The sequence below is a fragment of the Methanomassiliicoccaceae archaeon DOK genome (assembly GCA_009911715.1).
Classification (GTDB): Archaea; Thermoplasmatota; Thermoplasmata; order Methanomassiliicoccales; family Methanomethylophilaceae; genus Methanoprimaticola.
This window is the reverse complement of record CP047880.1, coordinates 1671782-1689734: the sequence shown is the minus strand read 5'-3', so window position 1 is coordinate 1689734 and position 17953 is coordinate 1671782. Positions and strand designations below refer to the sequence as shown.

20 protein-coding genes and 1 rRNA gene are annotated in these 17953 nt (G+C 61.6%); 10 read left to right on the top strand and 11 right to left on the bottom strand.

Annotated features, from left to right (window positions below):
• Window positions 1-41: 41 nt before the first annotated feature.
• Window positions 42-1706, bottom strand: coding sequence for a biosynthetic-type acetolactate synthase large subunit (ilvB, locus tag JS82_08525; protein ID QHK18145.1), 1665 nt, complete (start codon window positions 1704-1706; stop codon window positions 42-44).
• Window positions 1707-1828: 122 nt separating this feature from the next.
• On the bottom strand, window positions 1829-3076 hold the full coding sequence (locus tag JS82_08520) for a DUF21 domain-containing protein (protein QHK18144.1): 1248 nt from the start codon (window positions 3074-3076) through the stop codon (window positions 1829-1831).
• Between the two features lie 183 nt (window positions 3077-3259).
• On the opposite strand from JS82_08520, the gene JS82_08515 reads away from it, so the two are divergent.
• Genes JS82_08515 through JS82_08505 form a run of 3 tightly spaced genes read left to right on the top strand, consistent with a single transcriptional unit; the run spans window position 3260 to window position 5954 of the window.
• Window positions 3260-4282 (top strand): type II glyceraldehyde-3-phosphate dehydrogenase, encoded by a 1023-nt coding sequence (locus JS82_08515; GenBank protein ID QHK18143.1) that lies wholly within the window; start codon window positions 3260-3262, stop codon window positions 4280-4282.
• Between the two features lie 9 nt (window positions 4283-4291).
• Window positions 4292-5527 carry a phosphoglycerate kinase gene (gene pgk / locus JS82_08510; protein QHK18142.1) on the top strand — a complete coding sequence of 412 codons (1236 nt, stop codon included), beginning with the start codon at window positions 4292-4294 and terminating at the stop codon, window positions 5525-5527.
• A 55-nt stretch (window positions 5528-5582) separates the two neighbouring features.
• Entirely contained in the window at window positions 5583-5954 is a 372-nt protein-coding gene (locus JS82_08505; GenBank protein QHK18141.1) for a hypothetical protein, read from the top strand.
• 113 nt (window positions 5955-6067) lie between these two features.
• On the opposite strand, the gene rdgB is transcribed toward JS82_08505, so the two are convergent.
• A complete protein-coding gene (gene rdgB, locus JS82_08500) occupies window positions 6068-6625 on the bottom strand; it encodes an RdgB/HAM1 family non-canonical purine NTP pyrophosphatase (protein QHK18140.1) in 558 nt (185 codons plus the stop codon).
• The gene (locus JS82_08495; protein QHK18139.1) at window positions 6622-7248 is read right to left on the bottom strand and encodes a Kae1-associated serine/threonine protein kinase; all 627 of its coding nucleotides are present in this window, start codon (window positions 7246-7248) and stop codon (window positions 6622-6624) included. The genes rdgB and JS82_08495 overlap by 4 nt, the downstream gene beginning before the upstream one ends.
• Window positions 7249-7340: 92 nt before the next feature.
• Between JS82_08495 and JS82_08490 the strand changes: the two genes are divergently transcribed.
• Genes JS82_08490 through radB form a run of 4 tightly spaced genes read left to right on the top strand, consistent with a single transcriptional unit; the run spans window position 7341 to window position 9791 of the window.
• Window positions 7341-8021 (top strand): TIGR00266 family protein, encoded by a 681-nt coding sequence (locus tag JS82_08490; GenBank protein ID QHK18138.1) that lies wholly within the window; start codon window positions 7341-7343, stop codon window positions 8019-8021.
• A gap of 10 nt (window positions 8022-8031) precedes the next feature.
• Window positions 8032-8361, top strand: a complete 330-nt coding sequence (locus JS82_08485) for a hypothetical protein (GenBank protein ID QHK18137.1) — start codon at window positions 8032-8034, stop codon at window positions 8359-8361.
• 47 nt (window positions 8362-8408) lie between these two features.
• Window positions 8409-9104 carry an SAM-dependent methyltransferase gene (locus JS82_08480; GenBank protein QHK18136.1) on the top strand — a complete coding sequence of 232 codons (696 nt, stop codon included), beginning with the start codon at window positions 8409-8411 and terminating at the stop codon, window positions 9102-9104.
• A gap of 27 nt (window positions 9105-9131) precedes the next feature.
• Window positions 9132-9791 carry a DNA repair and recombination protein RadB gene (radB, locus tag JS82_08475; GenBank protein QHK18135.1) on the top strand — a complete coding sequence of 220 codons (660 nt, stop codon included), beginning with the start codon at window positions 9132-9134 and terminating at the stop codon, window positions 9789-9791.
• A gap of 77 nt (window positions 9792-9868) precedes the next feature.
• Here the strand turns inward: radB and JS82_08470 are convergent, their stop codons facing one another.
• The 4 genes from JS82_08470 to rrf all read right to left on the bottom strand — a co-directional run bounded on the left by JS82_08470 (window position 9869) and on the right by rrf (window position 12888).
• Window positions 9869-10852 (bottom strand): polyprenyl synthetase family protein, encoded by a 984-nt coding sequence (locus tag JS82_08470; protein ID QHK18438.1) that lies wholly within the window; start codon window positions 10850-10852, stop codon window positions 9869-9871.
• Window positions 10852-11907: a type 2 isopentenyl-diphosphate Delta-isomerase gene (locus JS82_08465; GenBank protein QHK18134.1), complete on the bottom strand. Its 1056-nt coding sequence runs from the start codon at window positions 11905-11907 to the stop codon at window positions 10852-10854. Before JS82_08465 ends, JS82_08470 begins: the two co-directional genes overlap by 1 nt.
• A gap of 5 nt (window positions 11908-11912) precedes the next feature.
• The gene (locus JS82_08460) at window positions 11913-12683 is read right to left on the bottom strand and encodes a kinase (GenBank protein ID QHK18133.1); all 771 of its coding nucleotides are present in this window, start codon (window positions 12681-12683) and stop codon (window positions 11913-11915) included.
• An 83-nt stretch (window positions 12684-12766) separates the two neighbouring features.
• Window positions 12767-12888: ribosomal RNA gene (gene rrf / locus JS82_08455) — 5S ribosomal RNA — on the bottom strand.
• 222 nt (window positions 12889-13110) lie between these two features.
• Here rrf and JS82_08450 point away from each other — a divergent pair.
• The gene (locus JS82_08450) at window positions 13111-13326 is read left to right on the top strand and encodes a DUF2188 domain-containing protein (GenBank protein ID QHK18437.1); all 216 of its coding nucleotides are present in this window, start codon (window positions 13111-13113) and stop codon (window positions 13324-13326) included.
• A 38-nt stretch (window positions 13327-13364) separates the two neighbouring features.
• On the opposite strand, the gene hypC is transcribed toward JS82_08450, so the two are convergent.
• The 3 genes from hypC to JS82_08435 are packed head-to-tail and all read right to left on the bottom strand — an operon-like array spanning window position 13365 to window position 15174.
• Window positions 13365-13595, bottom strand: coding sequence for a HypC/HybG/HupF family hydrogenase formation chaperone (hypC, locus tag JS82_08445; protein ID QHK18132.1), 231 nt, complete (start codon window positions 13593-13595; stop codon window positions 13365-13367).
• Between the two features lie 5 nt (window positions 13596-13600).
• Complete coding sequence (locus tag JS82_08440) at window positions 13601-13966, bottom strand: Nascent polypeptide-associated complex protein (GenBank protein QHK18131.1); 366 nt, start codon at window positions 13964-13966, stop codon at window positions 13601-13603.
• Between the two features lie 17 nt (window positions 13967-13983).
• Window positions 13984-15174 (bottom strand): alanyl-tRNA editing protein, encoded by a 1191-nt coding sequence (locus JS82_08435; protein QHK18130.1) that lies wholly within the window; start codon window positions 15172-15174, stop codon window positions 13984-13986.
• 74 nt (window positions 15175-15248) lie between these two features.
• Here JS82_08435 and JS82_08430 point away from each other — a divergent pair, with 74 nt between their 5' ends.
• Window positions 15249-15716, top strand: a complete 468-nt coding sequence (locus JS82_08430) for an AsnC family transcriptional regulator (GenBank protein ID QHK18129.1) — start codon at window positions 15249-15251, stop codon at window positions 15714-15716.
• Window positions 15717-16124: 408 nt separating this feature from the next.
• Window positions 16125-17942, top strand: a complete 1818-nt coding sequence (gene aspS / locus JS82_08425; protein QHK18128.1) for an aspartate--tRNA ligase — start codon at window positions 16125-16127, stop codon at window positions 17940-17942.
• Window positions 17943-17953: the final 11 nt, after the last annotated feature.

Sequence of the window (17953 nt, the reverse complement as noted above, 5' to 3'; positions counted from 1 at the left end):
ATTTTAATTAAACGAATCGCGAGGGGGTGTGCCCCCTCGCATCAGAACCGGCAGTCGCCCTTGATGATGGGTATGTTCGGATTCATGGGCAGCATGGGGAGGATGTCCGCCTCTGGATCCACCATGATCTCGACGATCGTGGTGACGTCGGACTCCATCGCCTGTTTCAGCGCGTCGCCGATCTCCTCCGGCCTCTCCACGCGGATGCCGTTGCACCTGAATCCCTTCGCGACCGTGACGAAGTCCGGGTCGTCCCCGAGCTCCATGGCGGAGTAGCGGCCGTTCCAGTAGTACTTCTGCATCTGCTTTATCATGCCCAGGCAGCCGTTGTTCAGGAGGACGACCGTGACGGGCAGGTCCTCCGCGACCGAGGTGGCGAGCTCCTGGATGACCATCTGGAGCCCTCCGTCGCCGGTGACCGTCATGACCTTCTTCTCCGGCAGGGCAGCCTTGGCGCCTATCGCCGCCGGCAGTCCGAACCCCATGGTCCCGAACGTCCCGGAGGTGAGGAACTGTCTGGGGTGCTCGATGTCCAGGTAGTGCATGGCCCACATCTGGTTCTGGCCCACGTCGGTGGTGATGATCACATCGTCGTCGATCAGCCTGTTGATCTCGCGCATGACCCTCTGGGGGGCTATGGGGACGCAGTCCCTGTCGTCGTCGCGGACGTGGCTCGCCTTGACCTGCAGGGCGCGCTCCGTCCATCCCGGCCGCTGGACAGGCGTCGAACCCATGGCGCATATGAGTGACCTCAGCGCCTTCCTGGCATCCGCCTGCAGGTTGACGCACTGATGCCTGTGCTTGCTGAACTCCGTGGCGTCGATGTCGATGTGGATGACCCTTCCCAGCGGGTCCCTCATGCGGTCGTGGGGGCTGTACGTCCTGTCGGAGAACCTGCTGCCCACGGATATGATGAGGTCGGCCTCGGTGGACATCTCCAGCGCGGACAGCCTGCCGTGGAGGCCCAGCGGCCCCATGTTGAGATCGTAGGACGACGGGACGACGCCCATTCCCATGAGGGTGCTGACGACCGGCGCTCTCATGATGCGGGCGAGCTCCATGACCTCCTCGGAGGCGTCGATCGCGCCTCCGCCCACGAGGATCAGGGGGCGCTGGGACTCGCGGATCCACTGGACGGCCTCGTGCAGTCCGGACAGGTCCTCCGTCAGCGGCTTGACGCCGAACCTCCCGTCGAGGAGCGACTCGTCTATGTCCGCGTTCATCTGGTCGATGGGCAGGTCGATGTGGACCGGCCCCTTCCTTCCCATCTGGCATATCTCCCAGGCCTCGCTCACCGCATGGGGGAGCCTGTTGACGTCCAGGACCCTGTAGCTGTGCTTGGTGATCGGCATGAGCAGGCTGTACGCGTCGACCTCCTGGAACGCGCCCTGTCCCAGAGACCCGGCGGCGACCTGCCCCGTGAGGGCGATGATCGGGGACGAGTCCGCGTACGCGGTGGCGATCCCGGTGACGAGGTTGGTGGCGCCCGGTCCGCTGGTGGCGATGCAGACGCCCGGCTGGTTCTTGGCGCGGGCGTACCCGTCGGCCATGTGGGCGGCGCACTGCTCGTGCCTTACTAGCACGTGCCTGATGGACGAGTCCACAAGCTCGTCGTAGACGGATATGACGCTGCCCCCGGGATATCCGAAGACGGTGTCGACGCCCTTCTTCTCAAGCATGCTCAGCAGTGCCTTGGTCCCTCTCATGTCGAAACCTCTGACGGTGGAACTCCGTACACCATAAAAGAATTGACCCAGACGGCCGCGATATGAAGGGATGTAAGTGGTGGAAGGGTGTTTGGGGCCCGGCCCTTCGGCCGGGGGTGCCGTCAGGCGGGAGGGGCGCGGTGGTCTATGACCCTGCACTCCTTCGCCCTGCGGCCGTCCATGCTGACGACCCTGATGGAGACGTCGTCGGTGTTGACCTCGTCGCCTCCGACGGGGGTGCGGCCCAGGATGTGCATCAGGAGCCCGTTGACGGTGTGCTCCTCGTAGCCCTGGAGGTCGAAGTCCCTGCCGATGGCGTCCATGATGTCGTACACGTCGGTGGACCCCTTGACCGTCAGGGAGCCGTCCACGTTGGTGACGATGTCCTCCGAGACCTCGTCACTCTCGTCCCATATCTCGCCGACGAGCGCCTCGAGGACGTCCTCCATGGTGATGATGCCGATGGTGCCGCCGTAGGAGTCCAGGACCACGGCCATGTGGACCTTGGTCTTCTGGAAGTCGCTGAGCAGGTCGGACGCCGTCATGCTCTCAGGCACGTACTTGACGGGCTTCATGATCGAGGCGATGTCGCACGGGAGGCCCTTGTGGGCCCTGGTGAAGTAGTCCTTGGAGTAGACCACCCCGACGATGTCGTCGATCGTGCCCCTGTAAACGGGGATCCTGGAGAAACCGGACTCGGCCAGGATGTCGGAGAGCTCCTTGGCGGACGCGTCCTGGCTGACCGCCGTGACGTCCATCCTGGGGACGCAGAGGGTCCCGACCTCTATGTCGTCGAACCTTATGGCGGACTTGATCAGCTCGCTGGCGTCGGTGTCCAGGGATCCGCCCTCCTCGCACTCGTCGATGAGGACCTCGAGCTCCTCGTCGCTCATGGTCTCGTCGTCGGTCTCCCCGATGGCCTTGGTCAGCTTGGTGAACAGCCAGGAGACGGGGGAGAGGATCTTGATGAGGACCGCGAAGACGTTGACCGTCTTGATGCACCACTTCACGGGGTTCTTCTTGGCGACGGACTTGGGGATGATCTCGCAGAACGTCAGTGAGACGAGGGTCATCACGACGATGTTCACTATGCTCCCCAGGTCGGCGAATATCGCGACGAACATGACCGTCGCGATGGTGCTGGACGCGATGTTGACGACATTGACCCCGATCAGGTTCGTCGTGAGGAACTTGTCGTAGTCCTCGAGCATGTCCAGGGCCTTCGCGGCCTTCCTGTCGCCGTCGTTGGCGAGCTTCTTCAGCCTCACACGGTTCGCACCGGTGAACGCGGTCTCGGTCAGCGAGAAGAACGCCGAGCAGACCACCAATACAACAATGATACAAGCGTAAACGATGAGCATACTGTCCATGTTCACGCACCGATTCCGTTACAATTATGTGACACTTGAATCGCAATCCCATCATCGTCCCACAATATTAAACCTCCGTTATGGAGTCAAACCGAACCTTGCGGCATCCAACGTCTTCGGTCCCAGCCCCCGCGCCATAAATATTAAAGAAGCGCAGGCAATCCGTTCCACCAGGTAGACAACATGGCAAAAGTCAGGGTTGCAGTCAACGGATACGGGACCATCGGAAAGAGAGTGGCGTCCGCGGTCGCCAAACAGGACGACATGGAGCTCGTCGGAGTCACCAAGACGAGACCGAACTTCGAGGCCCAGGCCGCACTGGCCAAGGGATACGACATATACGTCCCCGACGAGAGCGTCGAGGCGTTCAACGCCGCAGGAGTCCCCATAGCCGGAACCCTGAAGGACATGTACGGGAAGGTCGACATCGTCGTCGACTGCACTCCCGGGAACGTCGGCGAGATGTACAGGGACCAGTACAAGGCCGCCGGCGTCAAGGCCATATTCCAGGGAGGGGAGGACCACAGTCTCACAGGCATCTCCTTCAACTCGACCGCCAACTACTCGGAGTCCTGGGGGGCGCAGCTCTCCCGCGTCGTCTCCTGCAACACGACCGGACTGCTGAGGACCCTTAACCCCATCGACAGGGAGTTCAAGGTCAAGAAGGCCTTCGTCACCATCGTCCGCCGTGCCGCCGATCCCGGCGACAGCAAGAACGGGCCCATCAACGGACTCGAGCCCTCCGTCAAGCTGCCCACGCACCACGGCCCCGACGTCCAGAGCATCATGCCCTGGCTCGACATCAGCACGATGGCGGTCAAGGCGTCCACCACGCTCATGCACGTGCACACGGTCGTCGCCGAGCTCGGATCCGAGGTCACCACGGCCGACGTCATCGACGTGCTCAGGAAGGCGCCCCGTGTCAGGCTTGTCAGCAGCAAGGACGGCATCAAGACGACGGCCCAGATCATGGAGATGGCCAGGGACATCGGCCGTGACCGCTCCGACATGTACGAGATCGTCGTCTGGGAGGACGGGATCAAGGTCGTCGGCAACACGCTGTACTACTACCAGGCGGTCCACCAGGAGTCCGACGTCATCCCCGAGAACATCGACTGCATCAGGTCCATGTGCAAGATGGAGCAGGACCCCGCCGCATCCGTCAGGAAGACGAACGACGCCCTCGGGATCCCCAACAAGGAGTGAGGCGGTCCGATGGCCAAGGACTTCAACACCCTCGAGGACTTCAACTTCAGGGACAAGACGGTCCTCCTGAGAGTGGACATCAACTGCCCCCTGGACAAGAAGACCCTGCAGATCGTCAACGACGCCAGGATCAGGAGGGTGGTTCCCACCATCAGGGAGCTCGTCGGGAAGAGGGCCAAGGTCGTCATCCTCGCCCATCAGAGCCGCAAGGGGAGCTGGGACTTCATCCCGCTCGAGCAGCACGCGGAGCATCTGTCCAAGCATCTGGGCATGCCCGTGAGGTACGTCGACGACGTCATCGGCGACAGTGCCGTCGACGCGATCGGATCCCTCGGATCGGGAGAGGTTCTCCTGCTGGGCAACGTCAGGTCGCTTGACAGCGAGACCGCAAAGGGCGACATGTTCAAGCAGGCGGAGGGCGAGATCGTCGAGAGGCTCGCCCCGCTGGTGGACTACTACGTCTGCGACGCCTTCGGAGCGGCGCACAGGTCGCAGTGCTCCCTGGTCGGGTTCCCCCTCAAGGTCCCGTCCGCATCAGGCAGGCTCATGGCCAAGGAGCTGTTCGCGCTCAACGCCATCTTCGGGAACCCCCGCAGGCCCTGCGTGTTCATCCTCGGAGGGGCCAAGTTCGGCGACGCGTCCGAGATGATCGACCGCGTCCTCGGCAACGGCATGGCCGACACCGTCATCCTGGTCGGTCTGGCGGGCAACGCGTACCTGTACGCCAGGGGCGTCGACATCGGAGAGGCCAGCATGAAGGTGCTGTCCGAGGAGCTCACCCCGGAGAACCTCCAGGCGGCCAAGGACATCCTGGCCAAGTACGGCCAGAGGGTCCTTCTGCCGGTGGACGTCGCTGTCGAGAGGGACGGCCAGAGGGTCTCCGTCAACATCGGGGACATGCCCACCGCCGAGCCGGCGCTCGACATAGGGGACGCTTCCGCGGAGAAGTTCCGCAAGGTCGTCGCCTCGTCCAAGACATGCTTCATGTCCGGTCCCGCCGGCATGATCGAGAAGGACGGCTTCGAGATCGGAACCAGGATCATCATGACCGCCATGGTCGACAGCGGGGGCCAGTCCGTCATCGGAGGCGGACACACCGGAGGGGCCGCGGAGAGGTTCGACCTGGCCGACAGGTTCTCCTACGTGAGCACCGGAGGAGGCGCCCTCGAGACGTTCCTGCTCGGCGAGCCGTTGCCCGTGGTCGAGGCTCTGAAGTACTCCAGGAAGGAGTTCATGGAGGAATGAGAGTCCGGAGACATTCCGGAGCAACCTTTTTAAGTGGTATCAGGATGCGGTTCCGATGGCAAAGAAGAAGAGACGGTTGGTGGAGGAGCCCCAGGAGGAGTACGAGTTCACCCCGACCGAGTTCAACGAGAGGGAGTTCATCCTCAAGGACATCTACATGACGAAGGTCTTCATGGTCATCGCGGTCCTCGCCATCATCGTGGGAATCGTCGGTGCGGTCATCTGCAACCACACCGGCTGGTGGTGGCTCGCCACGATCATATCGTTCGTCGTGTGCGCTCTGCTCACAAAGATCCTCGGAGCCCTGAAGTTCAGGGTCGACATGCTCGAGATGAAGTCGATGCTCGGGAACTACCTGCTGTTCCTGATGCTCGCTCTGGGAATCTGCATCCTGTTCATCAACGAGCCCTTCGCGAGCATCCTGTGAAACGCCTTTCCCAAATACCCTTCCTTCTTCAGAATCCTCTACGGCATCGATGTTTCTGTCGGACATCCCCTCATCGGTGTTCAGGACCGACGCGTCGCAGTCGTTCGACGCGGTCAGATCAGGCCCTTCGACTTCAGTGCATCGATGAGGAGTCTCACCGCGTTCCCCCTGTGCGAGACCGAGTTCTTCTCGTCCATGGGTATCTCGGCGAACGTCCTCACGCCGTCATGGGAGAACACGGGGTCGAATCCGAACCCTCCGTCGCCCTGCTCGCTCTCGGTGATGACGCCTCTGCATCTGCCGGTGACGACGATCCTCTCGCCGTTCACGTCGCATCCGATGCAGCACCTGAACTCGGCGCCCCTGTCCGCGACGCCCTCCATGAGCCTCAGGATCCCGGGGTTCCCGATCGTCTTCTGGGCGTAGGCGGACCATACGCCGGGGAATCCCTTCAGGGCGTCCACGAACAGCCCGGAGTCGTCGATGATGAAGTCTCTGACGCCCTTGGCGATGATCGCGTCCATGCCCTTGTTCACGACCTCCTCCAGGTCCGACGTCTGGACCTCGTCGTAGGGGAGCCTGACATGCTCCATCTCGATCCCGTAACCGGAGAGCTCCTTCTGGTACTCCGCGACCTTGCCCGGATTCGATGTGATGACCTTCAGCTTCATGTGTATCTCCCCCTGTTCTTGATGTCCTCGACCTTCCTCATGATCGCCTTGGGCTCTGGGACGATCGAGTAGTATGTCTCCATCATGGCGTCGTAGGCCGGCATAAGGTCGATATGTGCGGATGTGAAGGCCCTCTCGAGGAGCCTCAGGTCCACGCCGATGTCCTCCGTCTCCGCCCTGGTGCAGCCCATGGACAGGTCGATGAGGCAGATGTGCCCGTCATCTGTCAGGATCATGTTGGACGTCGTCAGGTCCCCGTGGCATATGTGGGCGGTGTGGAGCTTCGCGATGCACTCACCCACCATCCTGCAGACCCTCTCGGCATCCTCCGGGTGCGTGTCCAGGTGGTCCTTGACCATCTCCCCGCGGATGCGCTCCATGGTGATGGAGCACTGCTTCAGGTCTATGTCGTAGACGCAGGGGGTCCTGACGCCGGCGTCCCTCGCCTCGTGCATGATGCGTGCCTCGTTCCTTGTGCGGGAAGATCTGATGTGGGCGTCCAGCTCTGGGAGCCTGTAGGTCTTCGGGGGCCTGTACTTGACGACGGCGTCGCGACCGAGGTACTCGGTCTCGGTGATCACCGCTTCGGCGCCCTGCGCGCATTCGGAACCGTCATGGGACATGGTCCGAGAATCCCCCGTCCAGTATAGATACGTGTGGTTCCCGGTGGGAATCGGTTAAATCGTCAGAGCGCGATGTGCATCTGGGTTTTACGATGAAGTACACCATCACAGGAGACAACCTGCAGTTCGTCAACGTCGAGCTGCAGCCGGGCGAGGAGTTCAACTCCGTGGCCGGCGCGATGGCATACATGAGCGGGAACATGAGGATGGAGTCGAAGATGGAGGGCGGCCTCATGGCGGGCCTCAAGCGCTCCCTGTCCGGTGCTTCACTGTTCCTCCTGAGGTACGCCCCTCAGGGCGGAGTGGGCACTGTGGGTCTCGCCGGGAAGGCGCCGGGGAAGGTCCTGGACATCGATGTGGGGCTCGGATCCTGGATCGTCCAGAAGACCGGGTACCTCGGTTCCGAGATCACGGTGAACCTCGACATGGCTCTGCAGAAGAGGCTGGGCTCCATGATGTTCGGAGGGGAGGGACTGATCCTCCAGAGGCTCTCCGGCACCGGACGTGCGTTCATCCACGCCTGCGGGGACCTTAACGTGGTCGACCTGGCGCCGGGTGAGCAGTACAAGGTCTCCACCGCCAACGCCGTGGCATGGGAGGACACGGTTTCCTACGACATCTCCGCAGTCGGAGGGATCAAGACTGCCCTGTTCAGTGGCGAAGGTCTGTTCGTGACCACGCTGACCGGGCCGGGGAAGATCGTCATCCAGTCCATGACCCTCGGGGACCTGGCAGAGTCCCTCATCCCGTATCTGCCGCAGCAGAGCAGCTGAGGTGATCATTATGGACAAGCCACAGGTAACTAATCAGAGGAAAGCCGGGACCGGGAAGTCCGCGGTGGGGATAGCGGTCATCGTCCTGATGATCATCGTCATCGTCGCGGCGATAGCGTACGCCCTGATGCAGCCGGGAGTGCTGGAGTCGCTGGTGACCATAGTCGCGATCATAGCCGTCGTGGCGGTCGCCCTGATTGTGATAGGGTACATCGCCATGGCTCTGATGGCCCTGCCGATGTACGCCTACAAGGGCGAGCAGTACCAGGAGGGTGTCGACTACAGTCTCGACGACGTCGAGCCCGTCAAGGGCAAGGACTCCAAGGACGAGGAGCGCTGAGGCGCTCCAATGAAAACTATTTCCCAAACCCCCTTCATGCGGTTGTCATGTCGGGGTTCGTTTCCGGTTGTGTGATATGCGGTGCTCCCCTGGAGTATCATGAGAAGCGCAGGAGCATGGAATGCTCCGTCTGCGGAGGGAGTTTCATGAGTAACACGGAGTGCGTGAACGGCCATTTCGTATGCGACTCCTGCCACTCCGACGGGCTGTCCATGATCCCCGAGGTCTGCCTTGCATCCGAGTCGAGGGACCCGGTTGAGCTGGTGACCCGTCTGATGCGTCTTCCCGGGATGCACATGCACGGTCCGGAGCACCATGTGGCTGTCGGCTCCGCACTTCTCACAACGTACCGCAACTGCGGAGGGGACATCGACCTGGAGTCCGCTCTCGAAGAGATGGCAGGGCGCGGGAGGCAGCTGCCGGGAGGAGTCTGCGGTCTGTGGGGCAACTGCGGCGCCGCGGTGAGCTGCGGGATGGCGTACAGCATAATCACCGGTTCCACCCCGCTGTCGGGAGAGTCGTGGGGAAGATGCAACATCATGACGTCCAGGTGCCTGGAGGCCATCGGATCCCTGGGAGGTCCGAGGTGCTGCAAGAGGGATTCGTATGCGGCACTCATCGCGGCATCCGCCTACATCGGGGAGACACTCGGTGTGGACATCCCCGTGGGGGACCCGGTCTGCGGCTTCTCTTCCATGAATCCCCAGTGCAAGGGTGACGAATGCCCGTTCCACGCGAACTGATTTATCGCCCCGCGCGTTTAACCCATCGTGGACAGGATACCGCTGGGTTGCTCCCAGTTCGACCGTCTTCTGGGCGGCGGGATAGAGACCGGCAGCGTTACGCTGCTTTACGGGGAGGCAGGTGCAGGGAAGACCAACGTCTGTCTCCAGATCGCCCGCAACATAGCGTCCAAGGGTGAGAAGGTCGCGTACATAGACACCGAGGGCCTATCATCCGACAGGCTGAGCCAGGTGTTCGTAGGCCAGGAGGAGAACATCAAGAACCTCCTGATTTTCCAGGTCCACAGCTTCGAGGAGCAGTCCGACCGCATAGACAAGATCGAGAAGCTCGCCGCGGCCGGATCGATATCGCTCGTGGTGATCGACTCTCTCACGATGTTCTACCGTCTCAATCACGATGATTCCCGCACGAGGAACGAGTTCATCAGGCAGACGGAGGTCCTTCTCAACACCGCGCGCCAGCACGAGATCGCGATACTGGTGACGTCGCAGGTGTACTCGAACCTGAACACAGGCGGCGTCGAGTTCCTCGGAGGACACGCCCTGCATCACAACGCCAAGACGATCATCAGGTTGGACAAGCGTTTCGACGGCAGGCGCGAGGCGGTCATAATGAAGCACAGGAGCCTTCCGGAGGGAAGGAAGGCCCAGTACAGGATCACCGAGACGGGCATAGAGGATGTCTGAGGTCAGACGTCCCGCATCCGTCGTACGATGAAGAATGGGATCCCGGGCCATTGTATCGGCCCGGGGGTTCGAGGCCCTCAGACCTCTCTGTTTATGGAGTAGTCTGCCAGCGCGAGCATGAACTCCTTCTCCTCGGTGTCGGGGAGGAAGGCGATCTTGGACTTCGCGATGTCCACCTTCTGCCTGGCGAGGTTGAGGCCGTACTCGATGGACCCGGCCCTCTCCATGATGTCCTTGGCGCGGACGCACTGCTCGTCTGTCGCCTCAAGGTTTCCGAGGACGGACTTGAACTCCTCGAGCTCCTCGGGGTCCTTGATGTTGTTCAGGGCGTGGATGACCATGCATGTGCACTTGCCCTTGCGGATGTCGTTGCCCACGGACTTCCCGGTCTTGGCGGGGTCACCGGCGACTCCGAGGTAGTCGTCGAACATCTGGAACCCGAGCCCAAGCTCGATGGCGTACTCGTTGATTGCCCTGACGGTCTTCTCGTCTGCGCCTCCGACGATCGCGCCTCCGGCCGCCGCGGCCGCGAAGAGGACGCTGGTCTTCAGCCTGATGGTCTCGAGGTAGACCTCCTCCGTGACCAGCTGCCCCTCGTTGTTGACGTCCATCTGCTGTCCGCGGGCGAGGTCCCAGACCGCCTGGCTGATGTACCTCAGGGCGTCCCTCATCCTCTCGGCGGGGACATCGAGGTCGCAGATGATCTGGAACGCCTTGGCGAACAGGGCGTCTCCGGCCAGGATGGCTGTGGGGGCGCCGTATCCGACGTGGATTGTGGGCATGCCCCTGCGGACCTCGTCACCGTCCATGAGGTCGTCGTGTATCAGGGTGAAGTTGTGGATGTACTCCACGGCGACCGCGAGGGGGACCGCTTTGCTTTTGTCGCCTCCGACGGCGCCGCAGCACGCGACGGCCATCGCCGGGCGCATCCTCTTCCCTCCGGCGTACGGGTACTGCTTGGAGGCGTCCATGAGCTTCTTGGGCTCCTCGTCTCCGATGTAGCTCTTGATCGGTCCGTCGAGTTCGGCGGACATCTTCTTCAGGTACTCTTTGGCGTCTATCATAGTGCATCAATCCATTGTCTGGTCTCACCTAGGACCACGTGTCTTGCCTTGGAGAGGGCTGCCAGGTCCGCGGACCCGGTGAGGAGCATCGCCGCCCTCAGCTCCTCCTTGATAATCGTGAGTTTGTCGATGACCGCCTGGGCGGACTCGGTGGCCTCCCTGAGCACGGCGTTCGCGACGCCGGCGCAGGTTGCGCCCATCGCGACGGATGCCGCCACATGAATGCCGTCGAGGATCCCGCCGGATGCGATCAGCGGGAGTCCGCAGCCGCGGCACTCGTGCAGCGAGACCGGGGAGGGGATCCCCCAATCGAAGAACGTCTCGCCCATGCTGGTCCTGACGTCGTCCTCGACCTTCATGGCCCTGTACAGCTCCACGGCCGAGAAGCTCGTCCCGCCCATCCCCGCGATGTCCATCCCCAGGATCCCTATGCCCTTCAGCCTGTCGGCGACGTCGCGGGAGATCCCGGCGCCGGTCTCCTTGACCATTATGGGGTACTCCCTGGCCAGGGACCTTATGGCATCGCGGACGCCTTTGGCGTTGGTGTCGCCTTCGGGCTGCACGACCTCCTGGAGGTAGTTCAGGTGTATGGCGACCACATCGGCGTCGATGAGGTCCTTGGCCTGTCCGACCATCTCGGCGCTGAACAGGTCCTTGCTCTTCTGCGGGACCAGCTGCGGCGCCCCCACGTTGCCTATGACCAGGGGGACGTCGAACTCCTTGATGACGGAGTAGCTCTCGGGGCAGGTGCCCGTGACCCCCGCCCTCTCGCTCCCGACACCCATGCCGATGCCGAGTTCTGCGCAGGCCTCCGCGATGTTCGAGTTGATCTTCTCGGCGCCCTTGAACCCGCCGGTGATGGCGGTCACGATGAGCGGGAACTCCAGCTTCTTGCCGAACAGCCAGCACGTGGTGTCGATGTCGTCGGCGTCTATCTCGGGGAGCGCGTTGTGGACGAACCTCACGTCGTCCCAGTAGCAGTATCCGGGGGCGGTCCTTTCGTTCACGCAGATGTCGATGTGGTCCGCCTTCCTCTCTCTGATCTGTGTCATGAAAATCACATCCTGGCGACCGTGCAGGTGACCTTCTCGCCCCTGAGCAGGGAGAGAAGCCTTCCGGGGACGGTGCCGTTGACGAGGACGCAGTCCCTGTCCCCGTCGCACATGCGGAGCATTGCCTCCATCTTGTTGCGCACTCCGCCGGTGACGTCGTCGACGTCGGACTCGGAGGAGATGCGGTCTAGTGTCCCGGCGTCGAACTCGGGGATGAGCTCCGCGTCAGGGTCCGTCTTGGGGTTGGCGGTGTAGAGTCCGTCTATGTCCGAGACGAACACGACGCGTTCCGGCTTGTACAGGTCGGCCATGACCTCCATCATCTGGTCGCCGGAGACTATGCCGAACCCCTTCGAGCGGTCCATGACCACATCGCCGAACGTCACCGGCATGATGCCCATGTCCTGAAGGGCTCTGATGGCCTCCAGGTTGTCGGGTACGATCCTGCCGTCGTCCATGACGAAGCAGCTCCCGGGTGCGACGGATGCCGCGGGGATGCCGCTGTCGATGAGCGTCTGGGTCATCAGGAGGCCCAGCTCCATGGCGTCGTGGTGAACCTGGGCTGCGGCGGGTATCTGCCCCTCGTCGACCAGGCCGTTCTGTATGGAGTACTTCTTAGCCAGGACATGGCCGAAGGACCCGGCACCGTGGACGACGATGACGTCCTTGCCCGACTCGGCGATCTCGCCGCACAGCCTGGACGCCTGCTCGCGGTCGAACTTCTTGAACTGGGACTTGTCGGTGATGACGCTCCCGCCAAGTTTGATCAGTATCATCGTTGGAGCATGAGGGTTAATGTATATTATGATTGAGCGGAATGGAGAACGGCCTCTCGGCCACAAGATAGGAGAGGAAAAGTGGTTGACAGCGTGTCTGAGTTCCCGTAGGCTTGCGCACTACAGTACAGACAGATACGCGGGCGGACTTTACTGCCGGGTTCGGAATGGGACCGGGTGTGACCCCGCCGCTTTGGCCGTCATACCGAAACATGGGATAACCGAATAGTATATAATACTTTCTATACACACGATTCCGTCGTCACAGGGATATCGTTCCCAGAGGAACCAAAGCCATACGATCAAGCGCGGTCAGAGTCGCTTCGGCGACCCAATTATAAATCGGCCAGGACGATACGAAACCGGGATACACATGCCGATTCTCAAGAAGAAGACAGAAGGGGAGACCGCGAAATCCGAGGAATCCATGGACGAGCAGGCGGTGAAGCAGAAGAACGGAGCATACTTCGTGTCGCCGCATCCGGACGGGGGCTGGCAGGTGAAGAAGGCCAACGCCCAGAAGGCCCTCAAGAAGTTCAAGACCAAGGCTGAGGCGGAGGCCTACGCCAAGCAGGTCGCGGCCAACCAGGGGACAACCGTGGTCAGGCAGAAGAAGGATGGGAAGATCCAGAAGAAGAAGTGATGGGATAAGAAGGCCGGGCCCCTCGGGGCCCGGTCGGATCAGTTATATGTGACGACGTCGCTGTCGAGGACCTCGTTCCAGAGCCTGAGGGTCTCCTGGGCGTCCTCCTCGTCCATGATCTGGATCGCGAATCCCGCGTGGACGACGGCCCAGTCGCCGACGTTGGCGTCGACCATGGAGAGGTTCGCCTTCCTGGTGACCCCGCCGAAGTCCACATCGCCCATGTCGCCCTCGATGCTGACAATCTTTCCGGGAACTGCTAGACACATCTCGATCACTCCGACATTATCTTGATGATCGCCTCTGCGGGCTGTCCGTCCACGGCCTCCAGGGCCGCCACAGCCTTCTGAGCGTCGCATCCGGTCTGGGACATGACGAGCTCGACGTCCTCCTGGGGGAACGAGACCTTGGCCTCCCCCTCGGGTGCCGATCCGAGCATGCGCTCCTCTTCGATTCCCGAGACCTGGTAGCTCTTGGAGCCTCCCATCTCGACGCAGATCACCTCGGCGTTCCTGATGACGATCTCCTTCTCGTTCGTCCTGATGATGACCTCGGTCACGTTGTCGATGGAGCTCTGTTTGATGCCCATCTTCTTCATGGCCTGTTTCATCTGACGGTCGTTCATCCTCATTCCAGGCATATCCTCGCCATCCCCCTTTAACTACTTGAAGAAAGCGATTTCTCCACCGCGGACCTCATGGCCTTTAGGACCTCGTCTGCCAGAGCCGGGTCGGTCACCCCTCCCTGTGCGAAGTCTGGCTTGCCTCCTCCCCTTCCGTTGAACTGCCTGAGCACCTCCGGGAGCAGCTTCCTGCAGTCTACCGCGGGGTTTCCGGAGGCCATGATGACCGCCAAGGTGTCGGTGACGCCCACGATGAGCGCCACGCCTCCATCGGATTTGACCGATTCCGCGGCGTCGGTCAGGACCGCGCGGTCGGTGCCCGGGAGCACGGCGCAGAGCACCTTCGTGCCGCAGACGTCCTCCGGCACGATGGACGCCGCGAGCTCCTTGGCGGCCCTGCGCAGCAGCCTCCCCTCCAGGTCCAGGTCGTGCCTCATGTTGGCCACAGCCCTGACAGAGTCCTCCGTCTTGCATCCGATTCCGTCGACGATCTCCAGTGCGATGTTGGCCAGGTCCGCGGCGGCGTCCTTGGCCTCCTGTCCGACCTTGAAGTGGATCGCGATGCCGTCCTTGCCGGCGGAGACCTTCCTGTCGACGATGAGCATCTCCAGCTCGGAGGTCTCCATCACGTGCACCCCGCTGCAAGCGGACAGGTCTATGTCGCCGATAGCGACGACGGAGATCTCCTCATCCTCGGGAATCCTGTCGAGTTTGATCCTGACCTTCTCCAGGTCCGGGTCGTCCCTGTCCATGATGCTCTTGGTCACGGCGAGGTTGTCGACGATGGCCTGGTTGGCGAACCTCTGGGCGTCCCTTATCTGCTCCCAGGTCAGGTCGTGGTTCACGATGACGTACTTGCTCTCGGGGGAGATCATGATCTTCGTTATGGTCAGGTCAGGGCACTGCCTCTTCAGGGAGCAGAACAGGAGGTGCTCCCCCGTGTGCCCCTGCATCAGGCCGTAGCGCCTGTCCCAGTCGACGCTACACCACACCCTCTCGCCGGGCTGCAGGTCGTTCCCGGGCGCTCTGTGGACGATGTCCCCGTTCTTGTTGTAGAATGCCCCCGTGACGGGTATTCCGCGAATGGCTCCGGTGTCGCAGACCTGCCCCCCTCCCCCGGGGTAGAACGCAGTGCTGTCCAGGATGACCTCGTCCCCGTTAACGGAGACGACGTTGGCCTCGAACTCGAAGACATATCCGTCGTGTCTGAATATCTCGTCCGTCATGGTATCGTCCGACCCCTCCAGTTATTCAGAACCTTAATAAATGTCTTTAGGAATTTGTAGGGAAAGGGATTCAAATGTCGCTCTCCGACTACGACGAACTGGACAAACGTATAATCGAACTTCTTTGCAGGTCCAGTCAGGGCTCCTACAGGCAGCTCGCGAAGCAGTTGGACGTCCACCCCACCACACTCATCCAGAGGGTGAAGAACCTGGAGGCCAAGGGCGTCATCCAGGGGTACCGTGCCAGTGTGGACTACATGAGGCTGGGCTTCGAGTACATGGGCCTGGTCAGCATCTACGCGGACAACGTGACGACGGTACAGGACGAGATCATAAAGATCCCGCAGGTCATCTCGGTTTTCGACGTGACCGGGGAAAGCGACTGCGTGGCGTGGATCGCCTGCCTCGACAGGGACGAGTTCTCCGACGTCGTGAAGGAGATCAACAAGATACCCGATGTCCACAAGACCAACACGTCGGTGATCCTGAACATCAAGAAGGATCCGTTCTCCTACATCCCGCCGATCCTCGGCGAGAGATGAGGGTCGCTGCCGATGGGTGCTCTGGCACCTGTGGCTCTGTGCTCCGGACGCATATGAACCCCCCCTGTCTTCGGGGCAGTGTGCCTGGGCAGGAACCGCCCATGCCGCTGTCTTCAGCAGGCACCCAGGTCCGATCGGTCCGCATCCCGATCAGACGAACGTCTTCTAAGGCTCGTCCTCTGATGATTCTCCGTCGACGGACTGGCCCCGCATGGCGCCTCCTGCATCCGTCTGGCACAAGGAGTGCGACATCCGATTCCGGCTCCGAGGACGTTCACGTTCGTACGGATCGTTCGGAAGTTCAACGGGCCCCCTGGGTTCGAGTCATGCCGTCGCGCATCGCGCCCGTGCGTGCGCACCCCTTATATAGGGAACGCATAATCGCAACCTCATTAGAGAGGAACTTCCATGAGAAGAACAAACACCTGCGGTGAGCTGAGGTCCTCCGACCTCGGGAAGGAGGTATGCCTCCAGGGTTGGGTCAGATTTTCCAGGGACCACGGCGGAGTCGCGTTCATCGACCTCGCGGACAGATACGGCATTACACAGGTCGTCTTCGACCCAGAGGACCTCCCCCAGGGGGCCGACGCCGCGAAGCTGGATGCGGTCATGAAGACGTTCACCCGCGAGTCCTGCGTGCAGATCAACGGAATCGTCAGGAAGAGGGTCGAGGGCACCGAGGACGCCAGGAACCCCACCGGCGAGATCGAGGTCCTCATCACGGACGCCGAGCTCCTGAACAGGTCCGCTCTGCCTCCGTTCGAGCTCGGAGACCAGAAGGAGGGCGTCCTCCCCGACGAGGACATCAGGATGAAATACAGGTACCTGGACCTCAGGAGGACCGAGATGATCCAGTCCATGGTCTTCAGGAGCAAGCTCGTCCACCTCGCCAGGCAGTATCTGGAGCAGAACGGGTTCCTCGAGATCGAGACGCCCATGCTCGGAAGGTCCACACCCGAGGGAGCCAGGGACTACATCGTTCCGTCCAGGGTCCACCCCGGTACGTTCTACGCCCTGCCCCAGTCCCCTCAGCTGTTCAAGCAGATGCTCATGGTCGCCAGCATGGACCGCTACTACCAGGTGGCCAGGTGCTTCCGCGACGAGGACTCAAGGAAGGACAGGCAGCCCGAGTTCACCCAGCTGGACATGGAGATGTCGTTCGTGGACATGAAGGACATCCAGGACATGATCGAGGGCATGATGTCCTACATCTGGAAGGGCCTCTACAACGAGGAGCTGAAGATCCCGTTCCCCCACATCGCCTACCGCGACGCCATGGAGAGGTTCGGATCCGACAAGCCCGACATGAGGTACGGTCTCGAGTACGTCAAGCTGACCGACGTCGTGAGGGATGCTCCCTACAAGATCTTCCAGAACGTCATCGCCGAGGGAGGCATCGTCGCCGGAATGAACCTGAAGAAGGACATCGCCGGGGACAAGATCGGAAGGAACGACAGGGACAGGTACATCCACTACGCCAAGAAGGTCGGTCTCGGAGGACTTACATGGATGTGGGTCGAGAACGGCAAGCTCGAGTCCAACATCACGAAGTACTTCACACCCGAGATCCTCGAGAACATCAAGACCACCATGAACGCCGAGGAGGGCGACGTGCTGTTCCTCATCGCCGGACCCTGGAAGGCCACCTACGAGGGCGGAGGTTTCGTCAGGAAGAAGATCGCCGAGGACCTCGGACTGATCCCCGAGAACCAGTTCCAGTTCTTCTGGATGGACGAGTGCCCCATGTTCGAGATCGACCCCGTCTCCGGTAAGTACGACGCGTTCCACCACCCGTTCGTCCTGCCCCAGAACGACCTCGATGACGAGTATGTCGGAGGAGCATGCTTCGACCTGTGCCTGAACGGCAACGAGCTGGGTTCGGGATCCCTTCGTATCCACAACGCCGACCTCCAGAAGGCGGTGTTCCACAAGCTCGGTCTGGACGACGAGAGGATCGAGGAGAACTTCGGATTCTTCGTGGAGGCCCTCAGCTACGGTGCTCCTCCGCACGGTGGAATCGCCATCGGAGTCGACAGGCTCTGCGCCATCCTCCTGAACAAGGACACCATCAGGGAGGTCATCGCATTCCCCAAGAACAAGAGGGCCGTGTCCCTGCTGGACGGCTCCCCTGAGAAGGTCGACGACTCCAAGCTCGAGGAGCTCCAGATCATCTCCCTGGCGGGCGACATCGACTTCAGCGATGTCGAGGACCTGTCAGAGGAGTGATCCGAAACCGG

What these genes read in the sequence shown, in the direction of transcription:
- JS82_08480 (QHK18136.1), top strand. Translation starts at nt 8,409, where the DNA reads ATGTCGGGGTTCGTTTCCGGTTGTGTGATATGCGGTGCTCCCCTGGAG.
- JS82_08495 (QHK18139.1), bottom strand. Translation starts at nt 7,248, where the DNA reads ATGTCCCATGACGGTTCCGAATGCGCGCAGGGCGCCGAAGCGGTGATC.
- pgk (QHK18142.1), top strand. Translation starts at nt 4,292, where the DNA reads ATGGCCAAGGACTTCAACACCCTCGAGGACTTCAACTTCAGGGACAAG.
- JS82_08450 (QHK18437.1), top strand. Translation starts at nt 13,111, where the DNA reads ATGGACGAGCAGGCGGTGAAGCAGAAGAACGGAGCATACTTCGTGTCG.
- JS82_08485 (QHK18137.1), top strand. Translation starts at nt 8,032, where the DNA reads ATGGACAAGCCACAGGTAACTAATCAGAGGAAAGCCGGGACCGGGAAG.
- rdgB (QHK18140.1), bottom strand. Translation starts at nt 6,625, where the DNA reads ATGAAGCTGAAGGTCATCACATCGAATCCGGGCAAGGTCGCGGAGTAC.
- JS82_08515 (QHK18143.1), top strand. Translation starts at nt 3,260, where the DNA reads ATGGCAAAAGTCAGGGTTGCAGTCAACGGATACGGGACCATCGGAAAG.
- JS82_08490 (QHK18138.1), top strand. Translation starts at nt 7,341, where the DNA reads ATGAAGTACACCATCACAGGAGACAACCTGCAGTTCGTCAACGTCGAG.
- JS82_08460 (QHK18133.1), bottom strand. Translation starts at nt 12,683, where the DNA reads ATGATACTGATCAAACTTGGCGGGAGCGTCATCACCGACAAGTCCCAG.
- hypC (QHK18132.1), bottom strand. Translation starts at nt 13,595, where the DNA reads ATGTGTCTAGCAGTTCCCGGAAAGATTGTCAGCATCGAGGGCGACATG.
- ilvB (QHK18145.1), bottom strand. Translation starts at nt 1,706, where the DNA reads ATGAGAGGGACCAAGGCACTGCTGAGCATGCTTGAGAAGAAGGGCGTC.
- JS82_08505 (QHK18141.1), top strand. Translation starts at nt 5,583, where the DNA reads ATGGCAAAGAAGAAGAGACGGTTGGTGGAGGAGCCCCAGGAGGAGTAC.
- JS82_08430 (QHK18129.1), top strand. Translation starts at nt 15,249, where the DNA reads ATGTCGCTCTCCGACTACGACGAACTGGACAAACGTATAATCGAACTT.
- JS82_08435 (QHK18130.1), bottom strand. Translation starts at nt 15,174, where the DNA reads ATGACGGACGAGATATTCAGACACGACGGATATGTCTTCGAGTTCGAG.
- JS82_08520 (QHK18144.1), bottom strand. Translation starts at nt 3,076, where the DNA reads ATGGACAGTATGCTCATCGTTTACGCTTGTATCATTGTTGTATTGGTG.
- JS82_08465 (QHK18134.1), bottom strand. Translation starts at nt 11,907, where the DNA reads ATGACACAGATCAGAGAGAGGAAGGCGGACCACATCGACATCTGCGTG.
- JS82_08440 (QHK18131.1), bottom strand. Translation starts at nt 13,966, where the DNA reads ATGCCTGGAATGAGGATGAACGACCGTCAGATGAAACAGGCCATGAAG.
- aspS (QHK18128.1), top strand. Translation starts at nt 16,125, where the DNA reads ATGAGAAGAACAAACACCTGCGGTGAGCTGAGGTCCTCCGACCTCGGG.